General features: G+C 65.1%; 19 protein-coding genes. 14 read left to right on the forward strand and 5 right to left on the reverse strand.

Annotation, left to right across the window (positions count from 1 at the left end):
* Window positions 1-23 precede the first annotated feature (23 nt).
* Both EPB08_RS01625 and EPB08_RS01630 read right to left on the reverse strand, forming a co-directional pair.
* Window positions 24-2,132 (reverse strand): TonB-dependent siderophore receptor, encoded by a 2,109-nt coding sequence (locus EPB08_RS01625; RefSeq protein WP_130617316.1) that lies wholly within the window; start codon window positions 2,130-2,132, stop codon window positions 24-26.
* 177 nt (window positions 2,133-2,309) lie between these two features.
* Window positions 2,310-3,386 carry an AraC family transcriptional regulator gene (locus EPB08_RS01630; RefSeq protein WP_130617317.1) on the reverse strand — a complete coding sequence of 359 codons (1,077 nt, stop codon included), beginning with the start codon at window positions 3,384-3,386 and terminating at the stop codon, window positions 2,310-2,312.
* A gap of 123 nt (window positions 3,387-3,509) precedes the next feature.
* On the opposite strand from EPB08_RS01630, the gene EPB08_RS01635 reads away from it, so the two are divergent.
* The 3 genes from EPB08_RS01635 to EPB08_RS01645 all read left to right on the forward strand — a co-directional run bounded on the left by EPB08_RS01635 (window position 3,510) and on the right by EPB08_RS01645 (window position 6,401).
* Window positions 3,510-4,328, forward strand: a complete 819-nt coding sequence (locus EPB08_RS01635) for an acid phosphatase (RefSeq protein WP_165418359.1) — start codon at window positions 3,510-3,512, stop codon at window positions 4,326-4,328.
* 187 nt (window positions 4,329-4,515) lie between these two features.
* Window positions 4,516-4,779 carry a hypothetical protein gene (locus EPB08_RS01640; protein ID WP_130617319.1) on the forward strand — a complete coding sequence of 88 codons (264 nt, stop codon included), beginning with the start codon at window positions 4,516-4,518 and terminating at the stop codon, window positions 4,777-4,779.
* Between the two features lie 107 nt (window positions 4,780-4,886).
* Complete coding sequence (locus EPB08_RS01645; protein ID WP_205746254.1) at window positions 4,887-6,401, forward strand: flavin-containing monooxygenase; 1,515 nt, start codon at window positions 4,887-4,889, stop codon at window positions 6,399-6,401.
* 1 nt (window position 6,402) lies between these two features.
* On the opposite strand, the gene EPB08_RS01650 is transcribed toward EPB08_RS01645, so the two are convergent.
* Entirely contained in the window at window positions 6,403-7,143 is a 741-nt protein-coding gene (locus EPB08_RS01650; RefSeq protein ID WP_130617320.1) for a TlpA family protein disulfide reductase, read from the reverse strand.
* Window positions 7,144-7,194: 51 nt separating this feature from the next.
* On the reverse strand, window positions 7,195-10,350 hold the full coding sequence (gene putA, locus EPB08_RS01655; protein WP_130617321.1) for a bifunctional proline dehydrogenase/L-glutamate gamma-semialdehyde dehydrogenase PutA: 3,156 nt from the start codon (window positions 10,348-10,350) through the stop codon (window positions 7,195-7,197).
* A 507-nt stretch (window positions 10,351-10,857) separates the two neighbouring features.
* On the opposite strand from putA, the gene EPB08_RS01660 reads away from it, so the two are divergent.
* From EPB08_RS01660 to EPB08_RS01675, 5 genes are all read left to right on the forward strand, one after another.
* A complete protein-coding gene (locus EPB08_RS01660) occupies window positions 10,858-11,343 on the forward strand; it encodes a DUF2244 domain-containing protein (protein ID WP_324615117.1) in 486 nt (161 codons plus the stop codon).
* Window positions 11,344-11,363: 20 nt separating this feature from the next.
* Window positions 11,364-12,326, forward strand: a complete 963-nt coding sequence (coxB, locus tag EPB08_RS01665; protein ID WP_130617322.1) for a cytochrome c oxidase subunit II — start codon at window positions 11,364-11,366, stop codon at window positions 12,324-12,326.
* Window positions 12,327-12,375: 49 nt separating this feature from the next.
* Window positions 12,376-13,992, forward strand: coding sequence for a cytochrome c oxidase subunit I (ctaD, locus tag EPB08_RS01670; RefSeq protein WP_130617323.1), 1,617 nt, complete (start codon window positions 12,376-12,378; stop codon window positions 13,990-13,992).
* Window positions 13,993-14,044: 52 nt separating this feature from the next.
* Window positions 14,045-14,173, forward strand: coding sequence for a hypothetical protein (locus tag EPB08_RS21350; RefSeq protein WP_255560173.1), 129 nt, complete (start codon window positions 14,045-14,047; stop codon window positions 14,171-14,173).
* A 108-nt stretch (window positions 14,174-14,281) separates the two neighbouring features.
* Window positions 14,282-15,169, forward strand: coding sequence for a cytochrome c oxidase subunit 3 (locus tag EPB08_RS01675; RefSeq protein WP_130617324.1), 888 nt, complete (start codon window positions 14,282-14,284; stop codon window positions 15,167-15,169).
* Window positions 15,170-15,419: 250 nt separating this feature from the next.
* Here EPB08_RS01675 and EPB08_RS01680 read toward each other — a convergent pair whose 3' ends face one another.
* The gene (locus EPB08_RS01680) at window positions 15,420-15,635 is read right to left on the reverse strand and encodes a twin transmembrane helix small protein (protein ID WP_038621797.1); all 216 of its coding nucleotides are present in this window, start codon (window positions 15,633-15,635) and stop codon (window positions 15,420-15,422) included.
* A 59-nt stretch (window positions 15,636-15,694) separates the two neighbouring features.
* Here EPB08_RS01680 and EPB08_RS01685 point away from each other — a divergent pair, with 59 nt between their 5' ends.
* The 6 genes from EPB08_RS01685 to mgtA all read left to right on the forward strand — a co-directional run bounded on the left by EPB08_RS01685 (window position 15,695) and on the right by mgtA (window position 23,517).
* A complete protein-coding gene (locus tag EPB08_RS01685; protein WP_130617325.1) occupies window positions 15,695-16,435 on the forward strand; it encodes an SURF1 family protein in 741 nt (246 codons plus the stop codon).
* Window positions 16,432-17,001, forward strand: coding sequence for a hypothetical protein (locus EPB08_RS01690; RefSeq protein ID WP_130617326.1), 570 nt, complete (start codon window positions 16,432-16,434; stop codon window positions 16,999-17,001). Before EPB08_RS01685 ends, EPB08_RS01690 begins: the two co-directional genes overlap by 4 nt.
* The gene (locus tag EPB08_RS01695; RefSeq protein ID WP_130617327.1) at window positions 17,001-18,164 is read left to right on the forward strand and encodes a COX15/CtaA family protein; all 1,164 of its coding nucleotides are present in this window, start codon (window positions 17,001-17,003) and stop codon (window positions 18,162-18,164) included. Before EPB08_RS01690 ends, EPB08_RS01695 begins: the two co-directional genes overlap by 1 nt.
* Before the next feature lie 2 nt (window positions 18,165-18,166).
* On the forward strand, window positions 18,167-19,075 hold the full coding sequence (cyoE, locus tag EPB08_RS01700) for a heme o synthase (RefSeq protein ID WP_130617328.1): 909 nt from the start codon (window positions 18,167-18,169) through the stop codon (window positions 19,073-19,075).
* 1,365 nt (window positions 19,076-20,440) lie between these two features.
* Window positions 20,441-20,680, forward strand: coding sequence for a hypothetical protein (locus tag EPB08_RS01705; RefSeq protein WP_130617329.1), 240 nt, complete (start codon window positions 20,441-20,443; stop codon window positions 20,678-20,680).
* A gap of 167 nt (window positions 20,681-20,847) precedes the next feature.
* Complete coding sequence (mgtA, locus tag EPB08_RS01710; protein WP_130617330.1) at window positions 20,848-23,517, forward strand: magnesium-translocating P-type ATPase; 2,670 nt, start codon at window positions 20,848-20,850, stop codon at window positions 23,515-23,517.
* The last annotated feature ends 23 nt before the right edge of the window (window positions 23,518-23,540 follow it).

Below are 23,540 nucleotides of genomic sequence, written 5' to 3' on the forward strand. Positions count from 1 at the left end.
TTGAGACAGCCGGGACGATCGGATCACCAGCGGTAGCGTGCCGACACGGTGATCTCGCGCGGGTAGCCGTAGTAGCACCAGATCGCGCTGTTGCAGGCACTGACGTACTCGCGATCGAACAGGTTGGCGGCGGTGACCTGGAAGCGCCAGCGCTCGATGTCGTAGTGCGCGTTGGCGTCGAACAGCGTATAGCCGCCGGTGCGGAACTGGTTGTTCGCGTCACCGTAGTGCTCGCCGATGAAGCGCACGCCGCCGCCGAAGCCCAGGCCGGCCAGCGTGCCTTCGTGCACGGTGTAGTCAGCAGAGACCGAGGCCTGCTGCTTGGGTACCAGCGCCACCTGCTTGCCAAGCGTCGCATCGTTGGCGTGGGTGACCTTGGCGTCCGTGTAGGCGTACGCAGCGGTCATGCTCAGGTGGTCGGTGACCGCCACGTTCGCTTCCAGCTCCGCGCCGCGCGTGCGCGTCTGGCCCTGCTGCAGCGAGAAGAACAGGTGGTCGGGGTCGACCGTGAGCGCGTTCTTCTGCGTGAGCTGGTAGACCGCCGCGGTGATCAGCGAACGGCCATCCGGCGTCTGGTACTTCAGGCCGCCTTCGTACTGGTCGCCGGTGATTGGCTTGTACGCGCTGCCGTCGAACGTCGTGCCCACGGTGGTCTTGAACGAGTGGGAGTAGGCGACGTAAGGCACCAGGCCGATGTCGGTGGTGTAGTTGACGCCCAGTCGGCCGGAGAACGCGTTGTCGTCCTGCTTGCGGCGCGTGTCGGCGATCAGGTCCTTCACGTCGTTGCTCACCCAGTCCTGGCGACCGCTGGCGACGATGCCCCAATGACCGATGCTGACCTGGTCCTGCACATACGCGCCCAGCTGCTCGAGCAGGCTGTTGGTGTGATACGTGTACGGCGCCGGCGGAATCGGCTGGCCGTAGACCGGATCGAAGATGTCGATCGGCGCGGCGCTGCCGAAGCCCGACTTGTAGTCGTTGTGGCTGTGCAGGTAATCCACGCCCATCAGCACCGTATGCTGCACGCTGCCCTGGTCCAGCTTCGCTTCCACCTGGTTGTCCACGGCAAACACGTTCGCGTGGTCGACCAGCGGATAGTTGTAGCGGTTGAGCGTGCGCAGGTCGTCCTGCAGGCCGAGGCTGCCGATCGAGCGGTGATCCACCTTGGTGTTCTGCAGGCGCAGGTCCTGGCGGAACGACCACACGTCGTTGAAGCGGTGGTTGAAGGCGTAGCCGATCGATTCGTCGGTCTTCCAGTAATGGTCGTAGCCCGGCTCGCCCGGATTCACGTCGCGCGGGATCTGTCCGTTCGGGTTCGGATACAGGGTGCCCTGCGAGGGCAGGAAGCCGCCCACGCCATCGGACAACGTGCGCTGGTAGCGCGGCAGCAGGGTGAACGAGGTGTTGTCGTCCGGCTGCCAGGTCAGGCTGGGTGCGAAGTAATAGCGATCGTCTTTCGAATGCTTGATGTTGGAGTCGCCCTGGCGGGCGAGCGCCACCACGCGCCACAGCCAGTGGCCGTCGTTGTCGAGCTGGCCGCCCGTGTCACCGCTCAGCTGCTTCTGGCCGAAGCTGCCCAAGGTCGCCTCAACTTCGTGCGGCGCCTCCAGGCTGGGACGCTTGCTGGTCATGTCGATCATGCCGCCCGGCGGCTGCTGGCCGTACATCGCCGACGACGGTCCCTTGTTCACTTCCACGCGCTCCAGGCCGTAAGGCTCGATGCGCGAATCGGCCGTCCAGTCGCCGCTGGGCAGGGCCAGACCGTCGAGGTACTTCGCGGGGTCGTAACCGCGCACCAGGATCCAGTCACTTCGGGGGTCCGCACCGTAGCTGCCACCCACCGCACCGGCGAGATAGCGCACCGCCTCGTCCAGGCCCTGCACGCCGTAAAGCTGCATGCGGTCCGGTGTGATGCTGCTCACCGACTGCGGGATCTCCACGGCCGGTGTTTCGGTCTTGGTGGTCGAAAAGATCACGTTGACCGCTTCGAGGTTGACGCTGTTCTTTTCGGTCGGGGTGTCGGTTTTCGGCGTCGTCGTGCCGGTGTCATTGGGCTCGGCGGCGAAGGCCGGACTGGCCAGGGCGAGCGAGATGGCGACCAGAAGCGCGCTTCTGGAGAGAAGGGGAGTCATGGGGTGTTTCCCTACGGCAGAACGGCAATGGTCCGTATCGCGTCTGCGGATCCGTCCATCGAATAACGGAATGATAATGATTCTTATTGGCTCTTCAAAGAGCCTGCGTCAATGTCGACCGGCGCACGCGTGCTACGCGCCAAGTCACGGCACGGGACGGAGAGATGGGTGAAGCGATCAGGCCGCGTGCTGGCGGGCGTTGCGCGGCGCCATGCCGGTCCAGCGCTTGAAGGCGCGGCGGAATTCACGGGGATCGCTGAAGCCGATCTCCAGACCGATCTCGGCCACGCTCAGCGTGCCGCCGTGGAGCAGTTCCAGTGCACGCTCGGCGCGCACGCGGTCGTGGATCTCGCGGAAGATGCGGCCACCTTCGGCGAGGCGGCGGCGCAGCGATCGTTCGCTCATGTTGAGCATGCGCGCCACGTCCGGCAGGCGCGGCTGCTGGCGCAGGTGGCTGCGCAGGAGGCGTTCCACCGAGGCGACGACTTCCTGCTGCACGCCGCTGGGTTCGTACTGCTGCATGCACAAGGCCAGCGACTGCTGTGCAGTCAGCGGGTTGTGCGTGGGCAGCGGCTGCGCCAGCCAGGGCACGTCGAGCACGATGCGGTTGTAGCGCGCGCCGAAGATCAGCTCGCAGCGGAAATAGTCCTCATAGGCGTCGGCGTGCGGCGGCCGTGCGTAGGTCACTTCGAGACGCGACGGACTGAACGCCTGGCCCAGCAGTTCGCGTGCGATCGCCAGCGCGCTGGCGAACAGTTCTTCGCACAGGAACGGCAGCAGCGGCGCGTCGTTGAAGCGCGGCCATGCGGCCAGCGCCACTTCGCGCGGGCTCAGTTCCTCGAAGCTCACGTCCAGCAGGCTGCCGCTGACACGGTGATGGGTGATGCCCACCTTCATGGCGTCGCCGAACGTGGCCGAGGTCATCATGGCCAGCCCGAGCAGCCCGAAGCTGCCCAGCGTCTCGCGGCGACCCACGGCCAGGCCCAGGCCGGTCTCGCCGGTGGCCAGCAGGGCACGCCGGATCACCGAGCGCGCCTGGCGGTAGGACACCCGCAGGGTCGGATCGCTGAGCTGTTCGCGCGTGAGGCCGGAGCCGACGAACCAGTCGTCGCAGCGAGCGCTGCGGGACAGTGCCAGCTGGGTGAGATGCACGAGGATGTTCGACGGCGTTTCGGCCGCCGTGTAGCGTGGGTCGGTGCCTGTCAGCGCCGTCCCAGACTCATCAGTTGGATGGCCCGCGGCTACGGACGTCATCGTGACTACTCCCCTCCCACGCGTCAGAGAGACCTGACGCGGACTTGATCTATATCATGGCGACCGCGGAATCGCCTTATGCAATGCACCACAAGCGTCGCGCATCCAGCGGGGAGAAAGCGCATGAATAAGGTCATGGTCTCGGTCATTCGTGCGCCAGGGATGCTGGTTTGGCTGCTCGCCGCGGGCTGTGCGTCCGTCGGGACGTCGCCCATGGCATCGGCGCCCAACGCAGCAGCGCCGGCCGCAGCGGCCGCCGCCGATCTGCAGACGGCCGTGCTGCTGCCCGCAGCGCCCAAGGCCGGCTCCCCGCGCTACGAGGCCGACCGCCAGGTGTTTCGGGCCACGCGGTCGCTGGAAGGATCGCCCCGCTGGACGCTCGCACAGCAGGACGTGGACTACGCCACCTCCAAGCTGATGGCCGACTTCAGCTGTGCCATGGGGGTGCCATTGGATGCATCGCACCTGCCGAAGCTGGCCGCCCTGGTTGACCTGACCAGCCGCGCCGCGGAGGAATCCACGGCGCCGGCCAAGAAGGCCAACCAGCGCCAGCGCCCCTTCCTGATTGACCAGGGCGCCACCTGCCAGTCCACCGTGCAGCTGGCGCACAGTTTCGACTACCCCTCCGGCCACGCGACGCGTGGCTGGGCCGCCGGACTGGTGCTGGCGGAGCTCGCGCCGGACCGCGCGACCGACATTCTGTTGCGCGCCCGCGCCTATGCCGACAGCCGCGTGGTGTGCGGGGTGCACAACCTCAGCGCCATCGAAGCGGGTGCCATGAATGGTGCAGCCGCGGTCGCGGTGCTGCATGCCTCGCCATCGTTCCAGGCCAGTCTGGCGGAAGCGAAGCGCGAGCTGGATGCCTATCGACAGGCGAATGCCGCGGGCGCTGGTCCGCAATGCGCAGCGGAAAAGGCATTGATCCAGGCCACTCCCTACTGACAGGTATAGGTGGCATCGGACATCAGCTCGGCGGGACGGCTTGGACGTTCAGAACGTGTCGGCAAGCGGATGAGCGAAACCTAGGTGAGAGTCGCCGTCCATTATCGGAATTGTCTGATGTTGGCGGCGTTTCCGCGTCCCTAGGCTTTCCGCTGCACCGCTACCGGTGCGTCGCCAGCCTGTTCGCATGACCTCCCTGTCCACCCGTGCCCGTGAGGGAACCTGTCGCCGGCCGCCGGTTTCGCCGAGCCTTCGTGCGTGGTCGCGCTGGTTTGGCGTGGTCTTTGCCGTGGTCACGTTCGTCTCGATGCTCATGTCGGCCGAGTGGCGATGGTGGATGGTGCTCGCCGATCCGCTCGCCTGGATGATGTTGATCCTCGCCGCAGCAGCGGGCGTAACGGCCGGCTATGCGCTGGGCTGTCGCGTTCAGGCATGGCGTCCGGCGGCGTGACAGGAGTCTCGGGCAGTCTCACCTAGTCTCTGGGACATGCATCGTGGGATGCATTGGGCGTAGGCTAGCCGCGCTCATCCGGTGTGCACTGCCACGGGGAACGATGCATGGATCAGGACATTTCGTCCGCTTGCGACGTGCTGGTCATCGGTGCCGGCCTGTCCGGCATCGGCATGGCCTGCCATCTCGCGATGGAACACCCGCAACTGCGTGTGGCGCTGATCGAGCGCCGAGCCGCGATGGGCGGTACCTGGGACCTGTTCCGGTATCCGGGGGTGCGTTCCGATTCGGACATGTTCACTTTCGGCTACGCGTTCAGGCCTTGGCATGCGTTGGACGTCATGGCCGATGGCGCATCGATCCGGAACTACGTGGCCGAGACAGCCGAGCAGTACGGTGTGGACAAGAAGATCCATTACGGACTGAAGGTCGTCGCCTCGTCGTGGTCCAGCCACGAACGCCGCTGGACCGTACGGGCGCTCGACGAATCACGCGGTGAAACGCGCGCCTTCACTTGCCGCTTCCTCATCGTGTCTACCGGCTACTACAACTATGACCGGGGGCATCGTCCCCACTTCGCGGGTGAAGAGCAGTTCCGCGGCCTGAGCGTGCATCCGCAGCAGTGGCCCGAGGACCTGGACTATCGCGGCAAGCGCGTGGTCATCATCGGCAGTGGTGCAACAGCGGTGACCCTGGTGCCGGCGATGGCGGCCGACGCGGCACACGTCACCATGCTGCAGCGCTCGCCCAGCTACATCCTGTCGCTGCCGCGCTTCGACAAGATCTCCGCCGTGCTCGAGCGGTTCCTGCCGAAATCGCTGGTGTTCCGTCTGGCACGACGCCGAAACATCTTCCTCACGCGCCTCATCTACAAGGCCGCGCGGCGCTGGCCGGACAAGGTGCGCGCGTTCCTCATCGATGGTGTACGCAAGCATCTTCCGGCGGATGCCGACATGCGGCACTTCACGCCCGACTACCAGCCATGGGACCAGCGCCTTTGCGTGGTGCCGGATGCCGATCTGTTCGAGGCCATCAAGAGCGGCAAGGCCTCGGTGGTGACGGATGGCATCGCCAGCTTCACCGAAGAGGGCATTCGCCTGCAGTCGGGTGAATCACTGCAGGCGGACATCATCATCACGGCGACCGGCCTGGAGATGCAGACACTGGGCGGCATGACGCTGCAGGTGGACGGCGAGCCGCGCGTGATGGGCGAGCTGGTGACCTACAAGGGCGTGCTGCTGCAGGACGCGCCGAACTTCGCCTGCATCTTCGGCTACACCAATGCGCCGTGGACGCTGAAGGCGGATATCGCCGCGCGCTATGTCTGTCGACTGCTCGACTACATGCGCGAGCACAAGGTGGACGTCGTTACGCCGCGCGCACCAGCGGGCGAGCGGCAGGACGAAACGATCATGGGGGCGCTGACCTCGGGCTACGTGCAGCGCGGTGCCCCCGTGTTGCCACGCCAGGGGCGCGCGGTGCCCTGGCGCGTACTCAACAACTACGAGCGCGACTGCGAGATGCTGCTGAAGCAGCCAGTGGCGGATGTTGCGCTGGAACTGGAGCGAGCGGCGCCAGTGTCAGCATCGATGGAGCCGCAGGCCGCCATCTCGCCGGGTTGAATCAACGCGCCGCGCTCGGCGTTTCCGTCGCAGGCTTAGTGCGTTTCCATTGTTCGATCCAGCCCGTGAGGTCGGCTAGCCGCTTGGCGGGATCGTCGCGCATCGCCATGCCGACCGCTGCGCCGGCGATACGGCCGTCTGGATCGATCAGCATCAGGGTGGGATAGACGCTCACGCCGAGCACGTCGATGAGTCCTTGCCCGTCGTGGAGGATCGGCCAGTCGAAGTGCCTGTCGGTGGCGAAGCGCTTCGCATCCATGGCGTCTTCATAGGTGATCGCCACGAAGTTCATGTCGCGGTGCTCGCGCGCGTAGGCCACCAGCATCGGTGCCTCGGCGATGCACGGCGCGCAGTCGGCGAAATAGAAACTCACCAGCGTGTAGCGACCATGGAAGTCACCCAGGCGACGCACGCCGCCATTGAGTGCAGGCAGTTCGAAGGGAGGGAACACGTCGCCTTGTCCGAAGGCGAGGCGGATGCCGCGATGTCCCGGCGCCGGGCCCGTGATGCGCAGCATCGCCGCGCCGGCCTGCGTATCGCGCGTGCTGCTGTAATTTTTGCCGTCCTTCACCTGCCGCATGAACGACACGACGTCGAGCGGGCGTCCTGCGGCATCGAGATAGCGCGTATTGGCCGTGACGCCGAGCTGGGTCGGGTCGGGCAGCGTGCCGTCCTGCGGCTGCGCGTGCAGCGCGAAAGTGCAGGCGAGGGAGATCAGTGCGAGGAGCCGGGTAATCCGCATGCATCCTCCAGACGAAACGGGCCGGTGCGTTGGCACCGGCCCGTGATGCGATTACTCGCCGATGGTCAGCAGCGAAGCGTTGCCGCCAGCCGCCGTGGTGTTGATGGTGAGCGTACGCTCGCCGGCAAAACGCAGCAGGTAGTGCGGGCCGCCTGCCTTCGGGCCGGTGCCCGACAGGGCCTCGCCGCCGAACGGCTGCACGCCGACCACCGCACCGATCTGGTTGCGGTTGACGTAGCAGTTGCCGACGCGCGCGTGGCTCTGGATGTAATCCACGGTGTCGTTGATGCGGCTGTGGATGCCGAGCGTGAGGCCGTAGCCGGTGGCGTTGATCGCCTCGACCACCTTGGGCAGCTCGTCCGCCTTCCAGCGGATCACGTGCAGCACCGGACCGAAGATTTCGCGGGTCAGCGTCGACAGGCCCGGGATTTCATAGGCGCGCGGCGCGAAGAACGTACCGTTGCCGGTGTTGGCGGCGTCGAGCTTCACTTCGCCGATCTTCTTCGCTTCCTTGTCCATGCGCGCGGCATGGTCGACCAGGATCTTCTTGGCGTCCTCGTCGATCACCGGGCCCACGTCGGTGCTAAGCTGGCCCGGATCGCCGACCTTCAGTTCGGCCATCGCGCCGGCGAGCATGTCGCAGACCTTGTCGGCGATGTCTTCCTGCACGAACAGCACGCGCGCGGCCGAGCAACGCTGGCCGGCGGACTGGAAGGCGGAGGCGACCACGTCCTTGACGATCTGCTCGGGCAGCGCGGAGGAGTCGGCGATCATCGCGTTCTGGCCGCCGGTCTCGGCGATCAGCGCGGCGATCGCTGCGTTGCGCGCAGCCAGCGAACGGTTGATCGCCCACGCCGTCTCGGTGGAGCCGGTGAAGGCCACGCCCGCGACACGCGGATCCCTGGTGAGCGCGGCACCGACAGTGGTGCCGTCGCCCGGCAGGTACTGCAGCACCTCGGCCGGCACGCCGGCTTCGTGCAGCAGCTTCACGGCAGCGTAGCCGATCAGGCTGGTCTGCTCGGCCGGCTTGGCGATGACGCTGTTGCCCGCGGCGAGCGCGGCGCTGACCTGGCCCAGGAAGATCGCCAGCGGGAAGTTCCACGGGCTGATGCAGACGAACACGCCGCGGCCGTTGAGGAACAGCTGGTTGCTCTCGCCGGTGGGGCCGGGCAGCTGTTCCGGGTGACCGAACAGGCGGCGCGCCATGGTGGCGTAGTAGCGCAGGAAGTCGGCGGCCTCGCGGATCTCGGCGATCGAATCCGGCAGGCTCTTGCCCGCTTCACGCACGCACAGTGCGATGAACTCGCCGCGGCGCGCTTCCAGCTGCTCGGCGGCGTGCTCGAGGATGGCGGCGCGGCTGGCAGCCGGCAGGCGATCCCAGTTGTGATGGGCGGCGACGGCGTTGGCCAGCGCCTTCTCGACGGTAGCGCTGTCGGCGGCGACATAGCTGCCCACGGCCTGGCGACGATCGGCCGGATTGGTCACCGCCACGGTCGCGCCCGTGCTCTTGGCGCCCGGCACCAGCGGCTCGGCGGTCCACGGACCCGACTTGGCTTGCACAGCCTCGGCGAGGGCCTTCAGTTCGTTGTCGTTGGAGAAGTTGACGCCCATGGAATTCTTCCGAAGTTCACCGTAGAGATTCACCGGCAGCGGAATGCGCGGGTGGGGGATGGAGGCAAAGGAGCGCACGGTCTCGCACGGATCGGCGACCAGTTCGCGCACCGGCAGCGTTTCGTCGACCACGCGGTTGACGAAGCTGGTATTGGCGCCGTTCTCGAGCAGGCGGCGCACCAGGTAGGGCAGCAGGTCTTCATGCGTGCCCACCGGCGCGTACACGCGACACGGCACGTTGAGGTTCTGCTTGCCGATCACTTCGGCGTAGAGGTCCGTGCCCATGCCGTGCAGGCGCTGGTTTTCGTACGGACGACCCTGCGAGAGGTGATAGATGGCGGCGATGGTGTGCGCGTTGTGCGTGGCGAACTGCGGATAGATCAGCTCCGAGCCGGCGTCGAACAGCTTGCGTGCGCAGGCCAGGTAGGACACATCGGTGTTCGGCTTGCGCGTATACACCGGGTAGCCGGCGAGGCCATTTTCCTGCGCGCGCTTCACCTCGGCGTCCCAGTACGCGCCCTTCACCAGGCGCACGTACCAGCGGCGGCCGGTGGCGCGCGCGGTCTCGATCAGCCAGTCGATCACGAACGGCGTGCGCTTGGCATAGGCCTGCACCACGATGCCCAGTCCGTTCCAGCCTTCCAGCGAGGGATGCGCGAACACGTCGCCGATGATGTCCAGCGAAAGCTCGAGGCGATCGGCCTCTTCGGCGTCCACCGACAGTGCGATGCCCTGCTTCATCGCCAGCTGCGACAGCTCCAGCAGCTTGGCGGTGAGATCGCGGCGTGCAATTTCGCGCTTGGCCACTTCGTAGCGCGGATGCAGCGCGGAAAGCTTCACCGAGATCGACGGCGCGTCGGTGTGGTTGGCGAACGGGCCGCGCGAACCGATCGAAGCGATCGCGTTGCGGTAATCCTGCTGGTAGCGCTCGGCGGTTTCGCTGGTGAGCGCGGATTCGCCCAGCATGTCATAGGAATAGCGGTACACCGCGTATTCCTTCTGCGCGCAGCGGTCCAGCGCGTCGCCGATGGTCTGACCCATCACGAACTGGTGGCCCATGATGCGCATGGCCTGGCGCACGGCGAGGCGGATCGCCGGCTCGCCCGCGCGACCGACCAGGCGGCGCAGCGCGCCGGTAAAGTCGTGGCGGGTTTCTTCCGACAGCGTCACCAGCTTGCCGGTGAGCATCAGGCCCCAGGTCGACACGTTGACGAACAGCGACTCGCTCTGGCCGAGGTGCTTCTTCCAGTTGGCATCGCCCAGCTTGTCGCGGATCAGCTTGTCCGCGGTGGTCTTGTCGGGAATACGCAGCAGCGCTTCGGCCACGCACATCAGCAGCACGCCTTCCTCGGAGGACAGGTCGTACTGGCGCATGAAGGATTCGACAGCGCTCTGGTCCTTGGCGCGCGCACGCACGCGGGTCACCAGGTCGGCGGCGAGGTCGATGACCTTTTCGCGCTCGACCGGGGGCAGGGTGGCCTGCGCGAGCAGGTCGTTGACGGCTTCGGTCTCGTCGCGCAGCCAGTTGGCGGTAATGCGCGCACGCGCCGGCTCGACACCGGTCGGAAGTTCGGGGCTGAGAATGGGCTGGGTCACAGAGGTGTAGCCGAAAATGACGGGTGGGGAATCGCGGGATTGTACGCGCGGGGTCGGGCGCACGCACCCGTACGGGGTGTTGCAGTGCGGCAGGGCCGGCGCGCCGTCACCTAGTTTCGGCTCGGCGCCGCATATATATGTGTGTGGGCGGGGCCTGTTTGTGTGTGACCCGGGCCAAGCCGCCCCCGGCGGGCTACTTTGAGCCCGCCGACAGGGCGGAGTGAGTCGGGCCCGGGACGCGGGCTTGTTTGACAGCTTGTGTCGAGCGACCCGTGGCAAACGGTCGCACCCCCTTGGCGCACATCAAGTGTCGCGCGCATCGCGGCGGTTCGAAGTGTTCCAAACCCATGACGAACCATGGAAACGGCGCACGATGCACGTGCCGTTGGATGTGCGACGTACGCACGTGCATGTTCATGCGCGCTTCAAATCAAGGGGGTGCGGCATTCTTGCCCATCGACACCGTCGCAGCCTATGATGCCCGGGTTCCAGGCACGCCGAGTTCTCATGATCGTGCTTCGACCAGCTGCTGCCGGCTTGCCGTGCGCGACCATGTGGCTCAAGCCCAATCGTGCCCTCAGCCGTCGTGATCTGCGTCGATTGATCGGAGTTCTGGCGGCGCTGGCACTGACGACGGCCGTGCTGGGGGCGTGGCAGGGGAATGTCTTCGCTCCGCTGTTCGCACTGGTCGAGTCCTCCGCGGTGGCTATCGCCCTTGGCGTGGCCTGGCGGGCCGGCGACCGCAGCGAACGCATCACCCTCGACGAATCGTCGCTGGAGGTGCAATTCCTGCCAGGTCGGAGTAGTGCGCGCTTTCAGACGTATTGGGTGCGCGTGCAGCTCGAAGCCGGACAGGGGCGGGGTCGTTTGCTGCTGACGTCGCACGGAAGGGCGCTGGAAATCGGGGCTTTCCTCACCGATGGGGAGCGCGCCGAGCTGTCAAGGAAACTCAAGGTGTTGCTGGCGGATATCAACCAAAAGCAGCGCAAGTAGGTTCAACAAAGGTGCAAGACATGACATCTGGCGGCATCAGGCCTGGCAGTATCAAGCGAGCAGTCGCGGCATGCGCACTCTTCGCTCTCGCAATGTTCGGCGGCGCGGCATTCGCCAATCCGCAGCCAGGACAGTTGAACATGACGCGCGGCGCGTCCGAGTGGTCGCCCGAGGCGTATTTCCTCAACAACGTCGCCCTGGGCGTCTGCGTCGTCATCGGCATCCTGGTGTTCGGCGCGATGTTCATCGCCATGTTCCGCTTCCGCAAGTCGCGCGGCGCGGTGGCCGAGAAGTGGTCGCACAACACGATGCTCGAGATCGTGTGGACCACCATTCCGGTGATCATCCTCATCGTGCTGGCTTACCTGGCAACGGGTGGCCTGCGCACGTTCGCCGACACCACCGGCTCCGAGATGACCGTGAAGGTCACTGGCTACCAGTGGAAGTGGCGCTACGACTACGTCGACTACAAGGGCAAGGCGATCGAGAAGGTCGGCTTCATGTCCAAGCTCGATCGCGAGAGCGACGAGACGCGCCAGCTGAACTCGGGCCTCGACCCGAACGCGGTGCAGGTCGATGGCTACAACACCTACCTGATCAACGTGGACAAGCCGCTGGTGGTGCCGGTGGGCGTCAAGATCCGCTTCGTGATCACCGCGGGCGACGTGATCCACTCCTGGTGGGTGCCGGCGCTGGGCTGGAAGATGGATGCCATCCCGGGCATCGTCAACGCCGCCTGGACCAACATCACCGAGCCGGGCGTGTACCGCGGCCAGTGCGCCGAGCTTTGCGGCCAGGATCACGGCTTCATGCCGATCGTGGTGAAGGCGGTGCCGAAGGAAGAATTCGAGAAGTGGCTGGCAGACCAGCAGGCGCAGGCGAATCCGCCGGCACCGGCTGCTCCGGCCGCCGCTTCCACCACTGCCGCGCCGGCAACGGCGCAGGCAACCGACGCACCCGTTTCCCAGGGCCATCAGGGCTGATTACTCAGCTCGTCCAAACGTTTCCGCTTTAAGGTAGAGGTGTAAGGTTATGGCCCACGACGCCACCCACGATCACCACGACGATCATCACGGTGCGCCCAGCAATTTCTTCGTGCGTTGGTGCATGTCGACCAACCACAAGGACATCGGCACGCTGTACCTGGTGTTCTCGCTGCTGATGTTCTTCATCGGCGGCAGCTTCGCGATGGTCATTCGCGCGGAGTTGTTCAAGCCCGGCCTGCAGCTGGTGCAGCCGTACTTCTTCAACGAAATGACCACGATGCATGCGCTGGTCATGATCTTCGGCGCCGTGATGCCGGCCTTCGTGGGCCTCGGCAACTGGATGATCCCGCTGATGATCGGTGCGCCGGACATGGCGTTGCCGCGCATGAACAACCTGTCGTTCTGGATCCTGCCGTTCGCCTTCGCACTGCTGCTGTCCACGCTGTTCCTGCCAGGCGGTGGCCCGGCCGGCGGCTGGACCATGTATCCGCCGCTGTCGCTGCAAGGTGACTCGGTGGCCTACCTGGTGTTCGCGGTGCACTTGATGGGTATCAGCTCCATCATGGGCGCGATCAACATCATCGCCACCATCCTCAACATGCGTGCACCGGGCATGGACCTGCTCAAGATGCCGGTGTTCGTGTGGAGCTGGCTGATCACGGCGTTCCTGCTGATCGCGGTGATGCCGGTGCTGGCGGGTGCGGTGACCATGCTGCTCACCGACAAGTACTTCGGCACCAGCTTCTTCAATGCGGCTGGCGGTGGCGACCCGGTGCTGTTCCAGCACATCTTCTGGTTCTTCGGTCACCCCGAGGTCTACATCATGATCCTGCCGGCCTTTGGCCTGGTGTCCGAGATCATCCCGACCTTCGCGCGCAAGCCGATCTTTGGTTACAAGGCGATGGTGTTTGCGATCGCTTCGATCGCCTTCCTGTCGTTCATCGTGTGGGCGCACCACATGTTCGCCGTGGGTCTGCCGCTGGGCGGCGAGATCTTCTTCATGTACGCGACCATGCTGATTGCCGTGCCGACGGGCGTGAAGGTGTTCAATTGGGTCAGCACCATGTGGGGCGGCTCGATGACCTTCGAGACCCCGATGCTGTTCGCGATCGCCTTCGTGATCCTGTTCACCATCGGCGGCTTCTCCGGCCTGATGCTGGCGCTGGCTCCGGCCGACTTCCAGTACCACGACTCGTATTTCGTGGTGGCGCACTTCCACTACGTGCTGGTGACCGGTGCGATCTTCGCGATCATCGCCGGTACGTACTACTGGCTGCCGAAGTGGACCGGCCATATGTACAGCGAGTTCTGGGGCAAGATGCACTTCTGGAACAGCGTGGTGTGGGTGAACGTGCTGTTCTTCCCGCAGCACTTCCTGGGCCTGGCCGGCATGCCGCGCCGCATCCCGGACTACAACGTCGCGTTCGCCAACTTCAACATGATCAGCTCGATCGGCGGCTTCCTGTTCGGCGCCTCGCAGCTGATCTTCGTGGGCGTGATCATCCACGCGGTGTGGTTCTCGAAGAAGAAGGCACTGGATCGCGTGTGGGAAGGTGCGAAGGGCCTGGAGTGGACTGTGCCGTCGCCGGCGCCGTTCCATACCTTCGAGCTGCCGCCGGTGATCCACGACGAAGAACTGGCCCACGGCCACGTCGAAGATTGATGCAGGGCTAGACCGCTCCGGCTTCGTGCCGGGGCGGACGGAAACGAGTCGGATGAACCAGTCGAAAGCAACGATCGAAGAAGTGCGCAAGAAGGGCGTGCGACGCACCGTGACGGTGTTTGGCGCCATCGCCATCGGCATCTTCCTGCTGTCGTTGCTGCAAGGACTGAAGTACTCCTGACGCGGATCCACCGCAGTATTCCTCCGGAGTGTCGATGAGGCATTCCGGGTTGTAGCTCTCGCGAAGGCGAGGGTGGAAGTAAACAAGAGATATCCACGGGGTCGCACCATGGGTCAGCAGCAAGGCGCTTATTTCGTACCGACCAAGAGCTATTGGCCCATCGTGGCCGCGGTCGTCATGTTCGTCACCGTGCTCGGTGCCGCGCACTGGCTCAACGCGCCTCCGGGTGAGGCCAGCTTCGGCAAGACCGTGATCACCGTCGGCTTTGTCGGCATCCTGCTGATGTTCTTCGGCTGGTTCCGCTCGGTGATCCGCGAGTCGCTCGCCGGCAGCTACAACAGCCAGGTGGACCGCTCGTTCCGCATGGGCATGATGTGGTTCATCTTTTCCGAGGTGATGTTCTTCGGTGCCTTCTTCGGTGCGCTGTTCTACGCCCGCATGTTCGCGGTGCCGTGGCTCGGCGGCGAAGGCCACGGCGTGCTTACCCACCAGTTCCTGTGGAACGACTACGCCGCCTCGTGGGGCGCCAGTGGTGGTGGTGGTCCGGCGCGCATCGGCGGTGAATTCCAGACGGTAGCTCCGTGGGGCCTGCCGCTGATCAACACGCTGATCCTGCTCACCTCGAGCGTGACCGTCACCATCGCGCACCATGCGCTGAAGGTCGGCCACCGCGGCAAGATCCTGGTGTTCCTGGCGCTCACCGTGCTGCTCGGTGCGACGTTCCTGTACTTCCAGGCGCACGAGTACATGGAGGCCTACAGGGAGCTCAACCTGACGCTGCAGAGCGGTGTCTACGGTTCCACCTTCTTCATGCTCACCGGCTTCCACGGCATGCACGTGACGCTGGGCACGATCATGCTGGCGATCATCTGGCTGCGCGTAGCCAAGGGCCACTTCAGCAAGGATCATCACTTCGCGTTCGAAGCGGTGGCCTGGTACTGGCACTTCGTCGACGTGGTGTGGCTCGGCCTCTTCATGTTCGTGTACATCCTCTGAGGCGCTTGCGCGTCGCAGCAAAAAGCCCGCCGCAAGGCGGGCTTTTTGTTTGTGCCAACCGTCAGGGCCTTGTGGGAGCGCACCCTGTGCGCGACCGTGGAATTGCGGTGTCGCCGCACCATCGGGTTGTCGCGCACAGGGTGCGCTCCCACAAGGGTGCGGCGGGCCCCAAAGCAAAGGCCCGCCAGTGGCGGGCCTTTGGGGAAAACAGATGCTGCAGCGAAGCGCTGGCTACGTCGGGACGCTACAATTACTGGCCCACGCCGTGCGGATGCAGCCAGCCCATCCAGATGCCGAGTACGACCATCAGGATGAGCAGGACCGACAAACCGATGCGGCGGGTCAACGCCCACACCGTGCGCTTGCTGCCGTCCTTGTCGGTCATCATGAAAAACAGGGCCTGACCAAGGTTGAACAGCACCACCAGCAGCAGGATCACCAGCGCATATTTGTAGATGGTTTCCACGTGATTGGTCCGAACGTTTTTGACATCCGGAGTATAGCCGTCGTGCGTGGTGCCACCGCGTGAACTGGTTGCGCCGTCCTTCGTGGTTCGCCTTGCTGCTTACAGTGGCAGGTGCCTTGCTGTTCATACGCTTGGGCGTGTGGCAGCTGCATCGCGCAGACGAGAAGGAAGCGATTCTGCGACGGTATGCCGCAGCGGAAAACGCAGCGCCGCGCGCGTTTTCAGCGGTGGCCGCAAAGCCCCCCATGGATGCGTTTGTGCGCGTCAACGTGGAAGGCGAGTACGTGCCCGACCGCCTGTACCTGCTGGACAATCCCAAGCACGACCAGCGCGGCGGTGCGGAAGTCTATGCGCCTTTCCGTCCACAGGATGGCGACCGCCTGTTGCTGGTGGATCTCGGCTTTCTTCCCGGCAACGGCACCGACCAGGCACCGCAGTTGCCGCCGTTGCCCACGGGCAGGCAGTCGTTGCAGGGTCTGTATGTGCCCGCGCCTGGCGTCGGCTTCGAGATGGGTGGCAATGCACTCGCAAGGCAAACACGATGGCCCAAGACCACGGTCTATCTTGAACTGCCGCAGGTCGCCGCCGATCTCGGTACTGCGCTTTACCCGCAGGTGCTTGCACTGGATGCCGACCCGGCATCGATCTACGTGCGCGAACACACCATCGATTTTTCTTCGATGCCGCCCGCGCGGCATCGTGCCTATGCCTTCCAGTGGTTCACCTTTGCCGTGGCGGCGGTCGTGATCCTGCTGGTGTTGCATCGCCGCCGCCCCTCGAAGCCGTTGGACAGGTCATGAACAAGCCCGATAACCGCGCGCAGCGCGCGAGCCGTCTGAAACTGCTGCTGGTCATGGCGGTGTTCGCCGCACCGATCATCGCCGCAGGTGTCCTCACTGCCATGGGCTGGCAGCCCGGCGGAAAGGCCAATGGCCTGGCGATCACACCGCAGCGCAACTTCGACAGCGAACAGCTGCAGGTGACGCTGGCCGATGGCAAGCCATGGGCATGGCGCGGCAGCGAGCCGCAGCTGACCCTGGTTGCGCTGGCAGGGCCTGGCTGTGCCGCGCGCTGCGTGGATACGCTGACCAAGATGGCGGCTGCCCGCATTACCCTCAACCGCAACGCCACGCGCCTGCGGCTGCTCTACGTGGGCCAGCCTCCGGCAGATGCGCAAGCCAGTGGCATGGCCAACTATTGGCAGGTGGGGCAGGACAGCAAGGATGCGCTGGCCGCCTTTCGCCCGTCAGAGCCGGACAGCGTGAGTGCGCTGCTGGTGGAGTCCGACGGCACGGCGCTGTCGCTGTATCCCGCCGGTTTCGATCCTTCCGGCTTGCGCAAGGATCTGCAGAAGGTGATTCGTTGATGACCGCCCGTTCTACCAAGGTGCTGCGTGGGCTCGCACTGCTCGCCGCGGTGTTCGCCTTCGGCGTCGTGATGTTCGGTGCCTTCGTGCGCCTCTCCAACGCAGGCCTGTCGTGCCCCGACTGGCCGACGTGCTACGGCCGCGCCACCTGGCCGGAACAGCAGCACGAGATCGCCCAGGCCAACCAGGCCTTCCCGGATCGCCCCTACGAAACGCACAAGGCGTGGCGCGAGCAGGTGCACCGTTTCCTCGCCGGCACGCTGGGTGCGCTGGTATTCGCCCTGGCGCTGATCGCGAGCTGGCGCAGCCGCTGGGAGCGCTACGCCGTCATCGTAGGCGCGATCTGTGCGGCGATCGGCGTGGGCATGTACATGCGCGGCGAGCATCACTGGTCGCTGCTGCTTTCGGCCGCGGCCATCGGGTTGCCGCTGATCGCCGCGATGAAGTTGCGCCGGCCAGGTGCATGGCGCATCAGTGTGCTGGCGCTCGCGGTGGTGGTGTTCCAGGCGATGCTCGGCATGTGGACGGTCACGCTGCTGCTCAAGCCCATCGTGGTGATGGGACACCTGATGGGCGGCATCACCACGTTCGCGCTGCTGGCCTACGTGGCGCTGCGTTATGCCGGCGTCGGCGCGCAGGACGACGGTTACGCCGGCCTGCGCAAGGCGGTGGTGTTGGGCATCGTGCTGCTGCTGGCGCAGATCGCGCTGGGCGGCTGGACGTCCTCCAATTACGCGGCGCTCGCCTGCGGTACGGATTTCCCCAAGTGCCTTGGCCAGTGGATGCCGCCCACCGACTTTCGCGAAGGCTTTGTGCTGTGGCGTGGCGTGGGCGTGAACTACGAAGGTGGCGTGCTCGACATGGCTGCGCGCAGCGCGATCCAGATCGCACACCGCTTCGGCGCGCTGGTGGTGTTCTGCTACCTGGCATGGCTGTCGCATCGCGCGTCCCGCCGCGGGCTGCGCGCGCAGGGGCTCGCCATCGCCGTGGTGCTGGTGACCCAGGTGCTGCTGGGCATCAGCAACGTGCATTTCGGCCTGCCGCTGCCGGTGGCCACGTTGCACAATGGCGTGGCGGCCTTGCTGTTGTTCACCCTGCTGGCGGCGCTGGCACGTACGCAGAAGCGTCATGACGACGCGATGTTCCTTTCCCTCGGGCACTGATGATGAGCAGTCGTTTCCACGAATACATGGAGTTGACCAAGCCGCGCGTCGTCGCGCTGCTGGTGTTCTGCGCCGTCATCGGCATGTTCCTCGCCGTACCCGGCATTCCGCCGTGGCGTGCGCTGGTGTTCGGCACGCTGGGTATCTGGATGGCCTCCGGCTCAGCTGCCGCGTTCAATCACCTGATCGACCAGCGCATCGACAAGGTGATGGCGCGTACCGCGCATCGCCCGCTCGCCACCGGACACCTCAAGCCGCGCCAGGTATTGACCTTTGCACTCGCGCTGGGTGCGTTGTCGATGGTCATTCTGGTGGTGCTGGTGAATCCGCTGACTGCCTTGCTGACCTTTGGCGGCCTGATCGGCTATGCGGTGGTCTATACGGCGTATCTCAAGCGCGCCACGCCGCAGAACATCGTGATCGGTGGCCTGGCCGGCGCGATTCCGCCGGTGCTGGGATGGACGGCCGTTACAGGTTCGCTGCATCCGTTCGCGCTGCAGTTGTGCCTGATCATCTTCGTGTGGACGCCGCCGCATTTCTGGGCGCTGGCGATCTTCCGTCGCGACGATTACTCGCGTGCGCAGGTGCCGATGCTGCCGGTAACGCATGGCGTGGTATTCACGCGCTGGCACGTGTTGTTCTACACGATCCTGCTGGTGCTGGTGACGTTGCTGCCGGCGCTGACGGGTTACAGCGGGATGGTTTATCTCGGTGGCGCAGCGGTGCTCGGTGCGGGCTTTCTGTATTACGCGATCCGTCTGTTGAATCCGCCGGATGAGTTCTTCGCGATGAAGGTGTTCAACTATTCCATCGTGTACCTGATGGCGTTGTTCGCGTTCCTTCTCGTCGACCATTGGGTGATGGAGCCGCTGGTGCAGCACCAGGGTCTCGTGTTCGAACGCTCCATCTGAGCCGACGCCTTTTCTCCCTCTCCCCTTCGGGGAGAGGGTTGGGGTGAGGGGCCAATCTTGCCCCGCCGTTTGTCTGCACCGGCCTCGTTCGAGCCCTTTTTAGCGATATCGCGACCTGGCTCGCCTGCCGCGGGCTTCCGCTCGTCTGCCGACGAGCGGGTCACTTCTCTTTGCGTGGCCAAAGAGAAGTAACCAAGAGAAAGGCCACCCCGATGCCGCGCCTTCCGGGCTATCGCCCGGAAGGTTCGCGGGCGGGTTGCGGGGTTTGTCGACAGGGCATCCTGCCCTGACGACAAACTGGCCGGCGTCCCTGCCGGCCACCCTTCGGGCTGTTCCTCCACCCGCCCGCCGCGGCATAGGGGAGGGGAGATCAAGAGCCAGAGCAAGGAGCGGATTCTCCTACCCTGTGGGAGCGCACGTTGTGCGCGACCGCGGCGTGAGTCATGACCTCTGCGGTCGCGCACAGGGTGCGCTCCCACAACGAACGACGACGCGCATCTCTGCAACGCGATGTGCCGCGCAGCGGCACGAGCCTTCAACCATCCCCTGTGTGGCGGTGAGGGGTGGACGATCAGGCCCCGCAGGGGTGCCCGACAGGACGTCGGGCACTTTTCGTCCGGGCAGGAGCCCGGTCGAAAAGCCCGGCCGCCCCTCACGGACTGGCTGGGCAAAGCCCGGCCAGCGCCACGCGGGGTGCGCTTTCTTTTGGTTACTTTTCTTTGAGCAAGCAAAGAAAAGTGACCCGGGCCGCGGCAGCGGCTCGGAAGCCCGCGGCAGGCGGGCAAGTTGGCGGGAATGTCACGACCAGAAGCAAAGAGCCAAGGCACTGGATGATTTGCTGCGCTCACCTCTTCAGGGCCGCCCTACGGGCGTTCTGCGCGCTCCGCGCTTGTCCCGCTTTTGGGGGAGTGACGGTGAGATTTCGAGGGAGTGACGCTGAGTACTGTGGCGAAAGGCGGTCGCGCACAGGGAGGGCGAGGGGCATGCGTGGGGCCGTCGCGATTCGTGCACGCCACATGACGCCAACGTCACATCCAGCTCGACAAGTCTCGCCCCCGCCTAAACGCAACAACTTTCGCCACAAAAATTCCGTGTCACAGGGTTGACACTTCCGCACCGCAGCAAGACAATTTGCGCGCCACCCGGCGCAACTGCGCCCGAAGTGGCCTCTGTCCTATCAACCCAAGGCATATGGACGTTTACCCTAGTCGCAACGTCGACATCCGCGAGCATCGGGTGCCGGCATTGCATTACAAGCTGATCTGCTGCGGCGACCGCCTGCGGTCGGCTGGCGCTTTCCTCGACTAGGGAAGACCGGCCCACCTCTGACGGCGCCGTTGGCGCCGTTAACGAGGAGAAAGGGCCATGAAGCTCCTTCGCGATTTCTTCCGTCTGCGTACCGCTGTACGTTCGGTCTCTGGCCGTCGTGCGGACGCTCGTCGTTCCTGGACGATTACCGTCCCCGCTCCCCTGGGTGAAATCCAGGCGCCGGTTGCCCGCGAGTCGCAGGCGGCCAATGAGGCGTCGCAGGCCTACCAGGCCCGCCGCCGCGAACATGTTGCTCCGCAAGCACATCGTCATCTGCAGCTGGTATCCAGTCACTGATGAACGCTTCGTTGCAGCCAGCGATGCCCCGCAAGGGCTGGCCTCCGCCAGTCCCGTGGCGTCGATTGCAACGAAGTCCGTAGTGCAGGTCTAGGCGTCACGCGCGGGATACCCCCGCCCGGCTCGCTGGTCCGGCCCAGATGTCACCGATTTCACGGAAGCGAGTCATGTTGAAGCACTCCACCCAGACCGTCACCGGCAAGGCGGCCGTCAAGAGCGCCGCTGCTCCGGTGCGCGTGGCCGTAGCGCAGGAAGCGTTCCGCCACAACGAAGCCCTCTATGCGGCGCTGGATACCAGCGCGGCTGGCTTGAACGAGGAGCAGATCGCCGAGCGTCTGGATCGTGATGGCCTCAACGAGGTGTCGCACGAGAAGCCGCCCCATTGGTCGGTGCAGCTGCTGCGCGCGTTCAAGAACCCTTTCATCATCGTGCTGCTGGTGCTGGCTGGGGTGCAGCTGGCCACCGATGCCAGTGACCTGACCGGCCCGATCATCATTGCAGTGATGGTAGGCATCAGCGTGCTGCTGAGCTTTACCCAGGAATACCGCTCGTCGAAGGCCGCCGAGAACCTTAAGGCCATGGTGCGCAATACCGCCACGGTGACGCGCCGCGCATCCGACGGCCACAGCGAGCGCATCGAAGTGCCGGTGGGCGAGCTGGTCGCGGGCGACATCGTGCATCTGGCAGCGGGCGACATGGTGCCGGCGGACCTGCGGCTGGTTTCGGCGAAGGATCTCTTCATCAGCCAGGCCATCCTGACCGGCGAATCGTTGCCGGTGGAGAAGTCAGCGCCGGCACACAGCCATCGCGAAGACGAGCTGGAAGGCGGCGCGCACGGCGACAACCCGCTGGACCTGCCCACCGTCTGCTACATGGGCACCAACGTGGTGAGCGGCACAGCCACGGCGGTGGTCGTCGCCACGGGCGCGCGCACGTATCTCGGTTCGCTCGCGCGCACCATCGTCGGCCAGCGCGTGCAGACCAGCTTCGACCGGGGCGTGAACAGCGTCAGCTGGCTGCTGATCCGCTTCATGGCGGTGATGGTGCCGATCGTTTTCCTGATCAACGGCCTGGACAAGCACGACTGGCTGCAGGCGTTCCTGTTCGCGCTGTCGGTGGCTGTCGGCCTGACGCCCGAGATGCTGCCGCTGATCGTGACGGCGAACCTGGCCAAGGGCGCGCTGGCGATGTCCAAGCGCAAGGTGGTGGTGAAGCGCCTCAATGCGATCCAGAACTTCGGCGCGATGGATGTGCTGTGCACCGACAAGACCGGCACGCTGACGCTGGACAAGATCGTGCTGGAGCGTCACCTCGACCTGTACGGCGAGGAGTCGGACGAGGCACTGGAATACGGCTACCTCAACAGCCGCTTCCAGACCGGCCTGAAGAACCTGATGGACAAGGCGGTGCTGACGCATCGCGACCTGGAAGAGGTCGCGCAGCACTACCGCATCGTCGACGAGATTCCGTTCGACTTCCAGCGCCGCCGCATGTCGGTGGTGCTGGGCAATGGCGACGGCCACGAACTGCTGGTGTGCAAGGGCGCCGTCGAGGAGATGCTGTCGATCTGCTCGTCCGCCAAGTCGGGCGACGACGTCCTGCCGATGACCGACGAGTTGCGCGCCGAGATCAAGGCGATGACGCGCGATCTCAACGAAGACGGCCTGCGCGTGCTCGTGGTGGCGATCAAACAGCAGCCGCCGGCCGGCCGCGCGTATGGCGTGGCGGACGAGAGCGGCCTGACAGCGATTGGTTGCCTGGCCTTCCTCGATCCGCCGAAGGACAGCGCGGCCACCGCCATCGCGGCGCTGCATCACCACGGCGTCGAGGTGAAGGTGATCACCGGCGACAACGAGGCGGTGACGCGCAAGATCTGCCGCGAGGTGGGGCTGGACGTGGAGCACTCCGCGCAGGGCAAGCACATCGAGCCGTTGACCGACGACGAGCTGGACGAGCTGGTCAAGCGCACCACCGTGTTCGCCAAGATGTCGCCGCTGCAGAAGGCGCGCGTGGTGAAGTCGCTGCAACGCCAGGGCCACACCGTAGGTTTCCTCGGCGACGGCATCAACGATGCACCGGCGCTGCGCGAGGCGGACGTGGGCATTTCGGTGGACACCGCCACCGACATCGCCAAGGAATCGGCGGACATCATCCTGCTCGAAAAGAACCTGATGGTGCTGGAAGAGGGCGTGATCGAAGGACGCATCACGTTCGGCAACATCATCAAGTACATCAAGATGACCGCCAGCTCGAACTTCGGCAACATGTTCTCGGTGCTGGTGGCGAGCGCGTTCCTGCCGTTCCTGCCGATGCTGCCGCTGCAGATCCTGGTGTTGAACCTGCTGTACGACATCTCGCAGCTGTCGATCCCGTTCGACCGCATGGACGACGAATACCTGCGCAAGCCGCGCAAGTGGGACGCCAGCGACATCGGCCGTTTCATGGTGTGGATCGGACCGGTCAGCTCGATCTTCGATATCACCACGTTCCTGCTGCTGTGGTACCTGTTCGGCGCGAATTCGACGGAACACCAGTCGTTCTTCCAGTCGGGCTGGTTCATCGAGAGCCTGCTCACGCAGACCCTGATCGTGCACATGATCCGCACGCGCAGGATTCCGTTCCTGCAGAGTTCCGCCTCCGCTCCGGTGCTGGCGCTCACCACGGCCATCATCATCATCGGCATGCTGGTGCCGTATACCGGACTGGGCGCGAAGATCGGCATGATGCCGCTACCCGGCGTGTACTTCGGCTGGCTGGTGGCGACGGTGCTCACCTACTGCGTGCTCACGCAGCTGATGAAGCTGATCTACATCCGACGCTACGGACGCTGGTTGTAACCAGCGTCGTCGCGAGGGCTTTG

Source organism: Dyella amyloliquefaciens (genome assembly GCF_004296575.1).
In the GTDB taxonomy this organism is placed as follows: Bacteria; Pseudomonadota; Gammaproteobacteria; order Xanthomonadales; family Rhodanobacteraceae; genus Dyella; species Dyella amyloliquefaciens.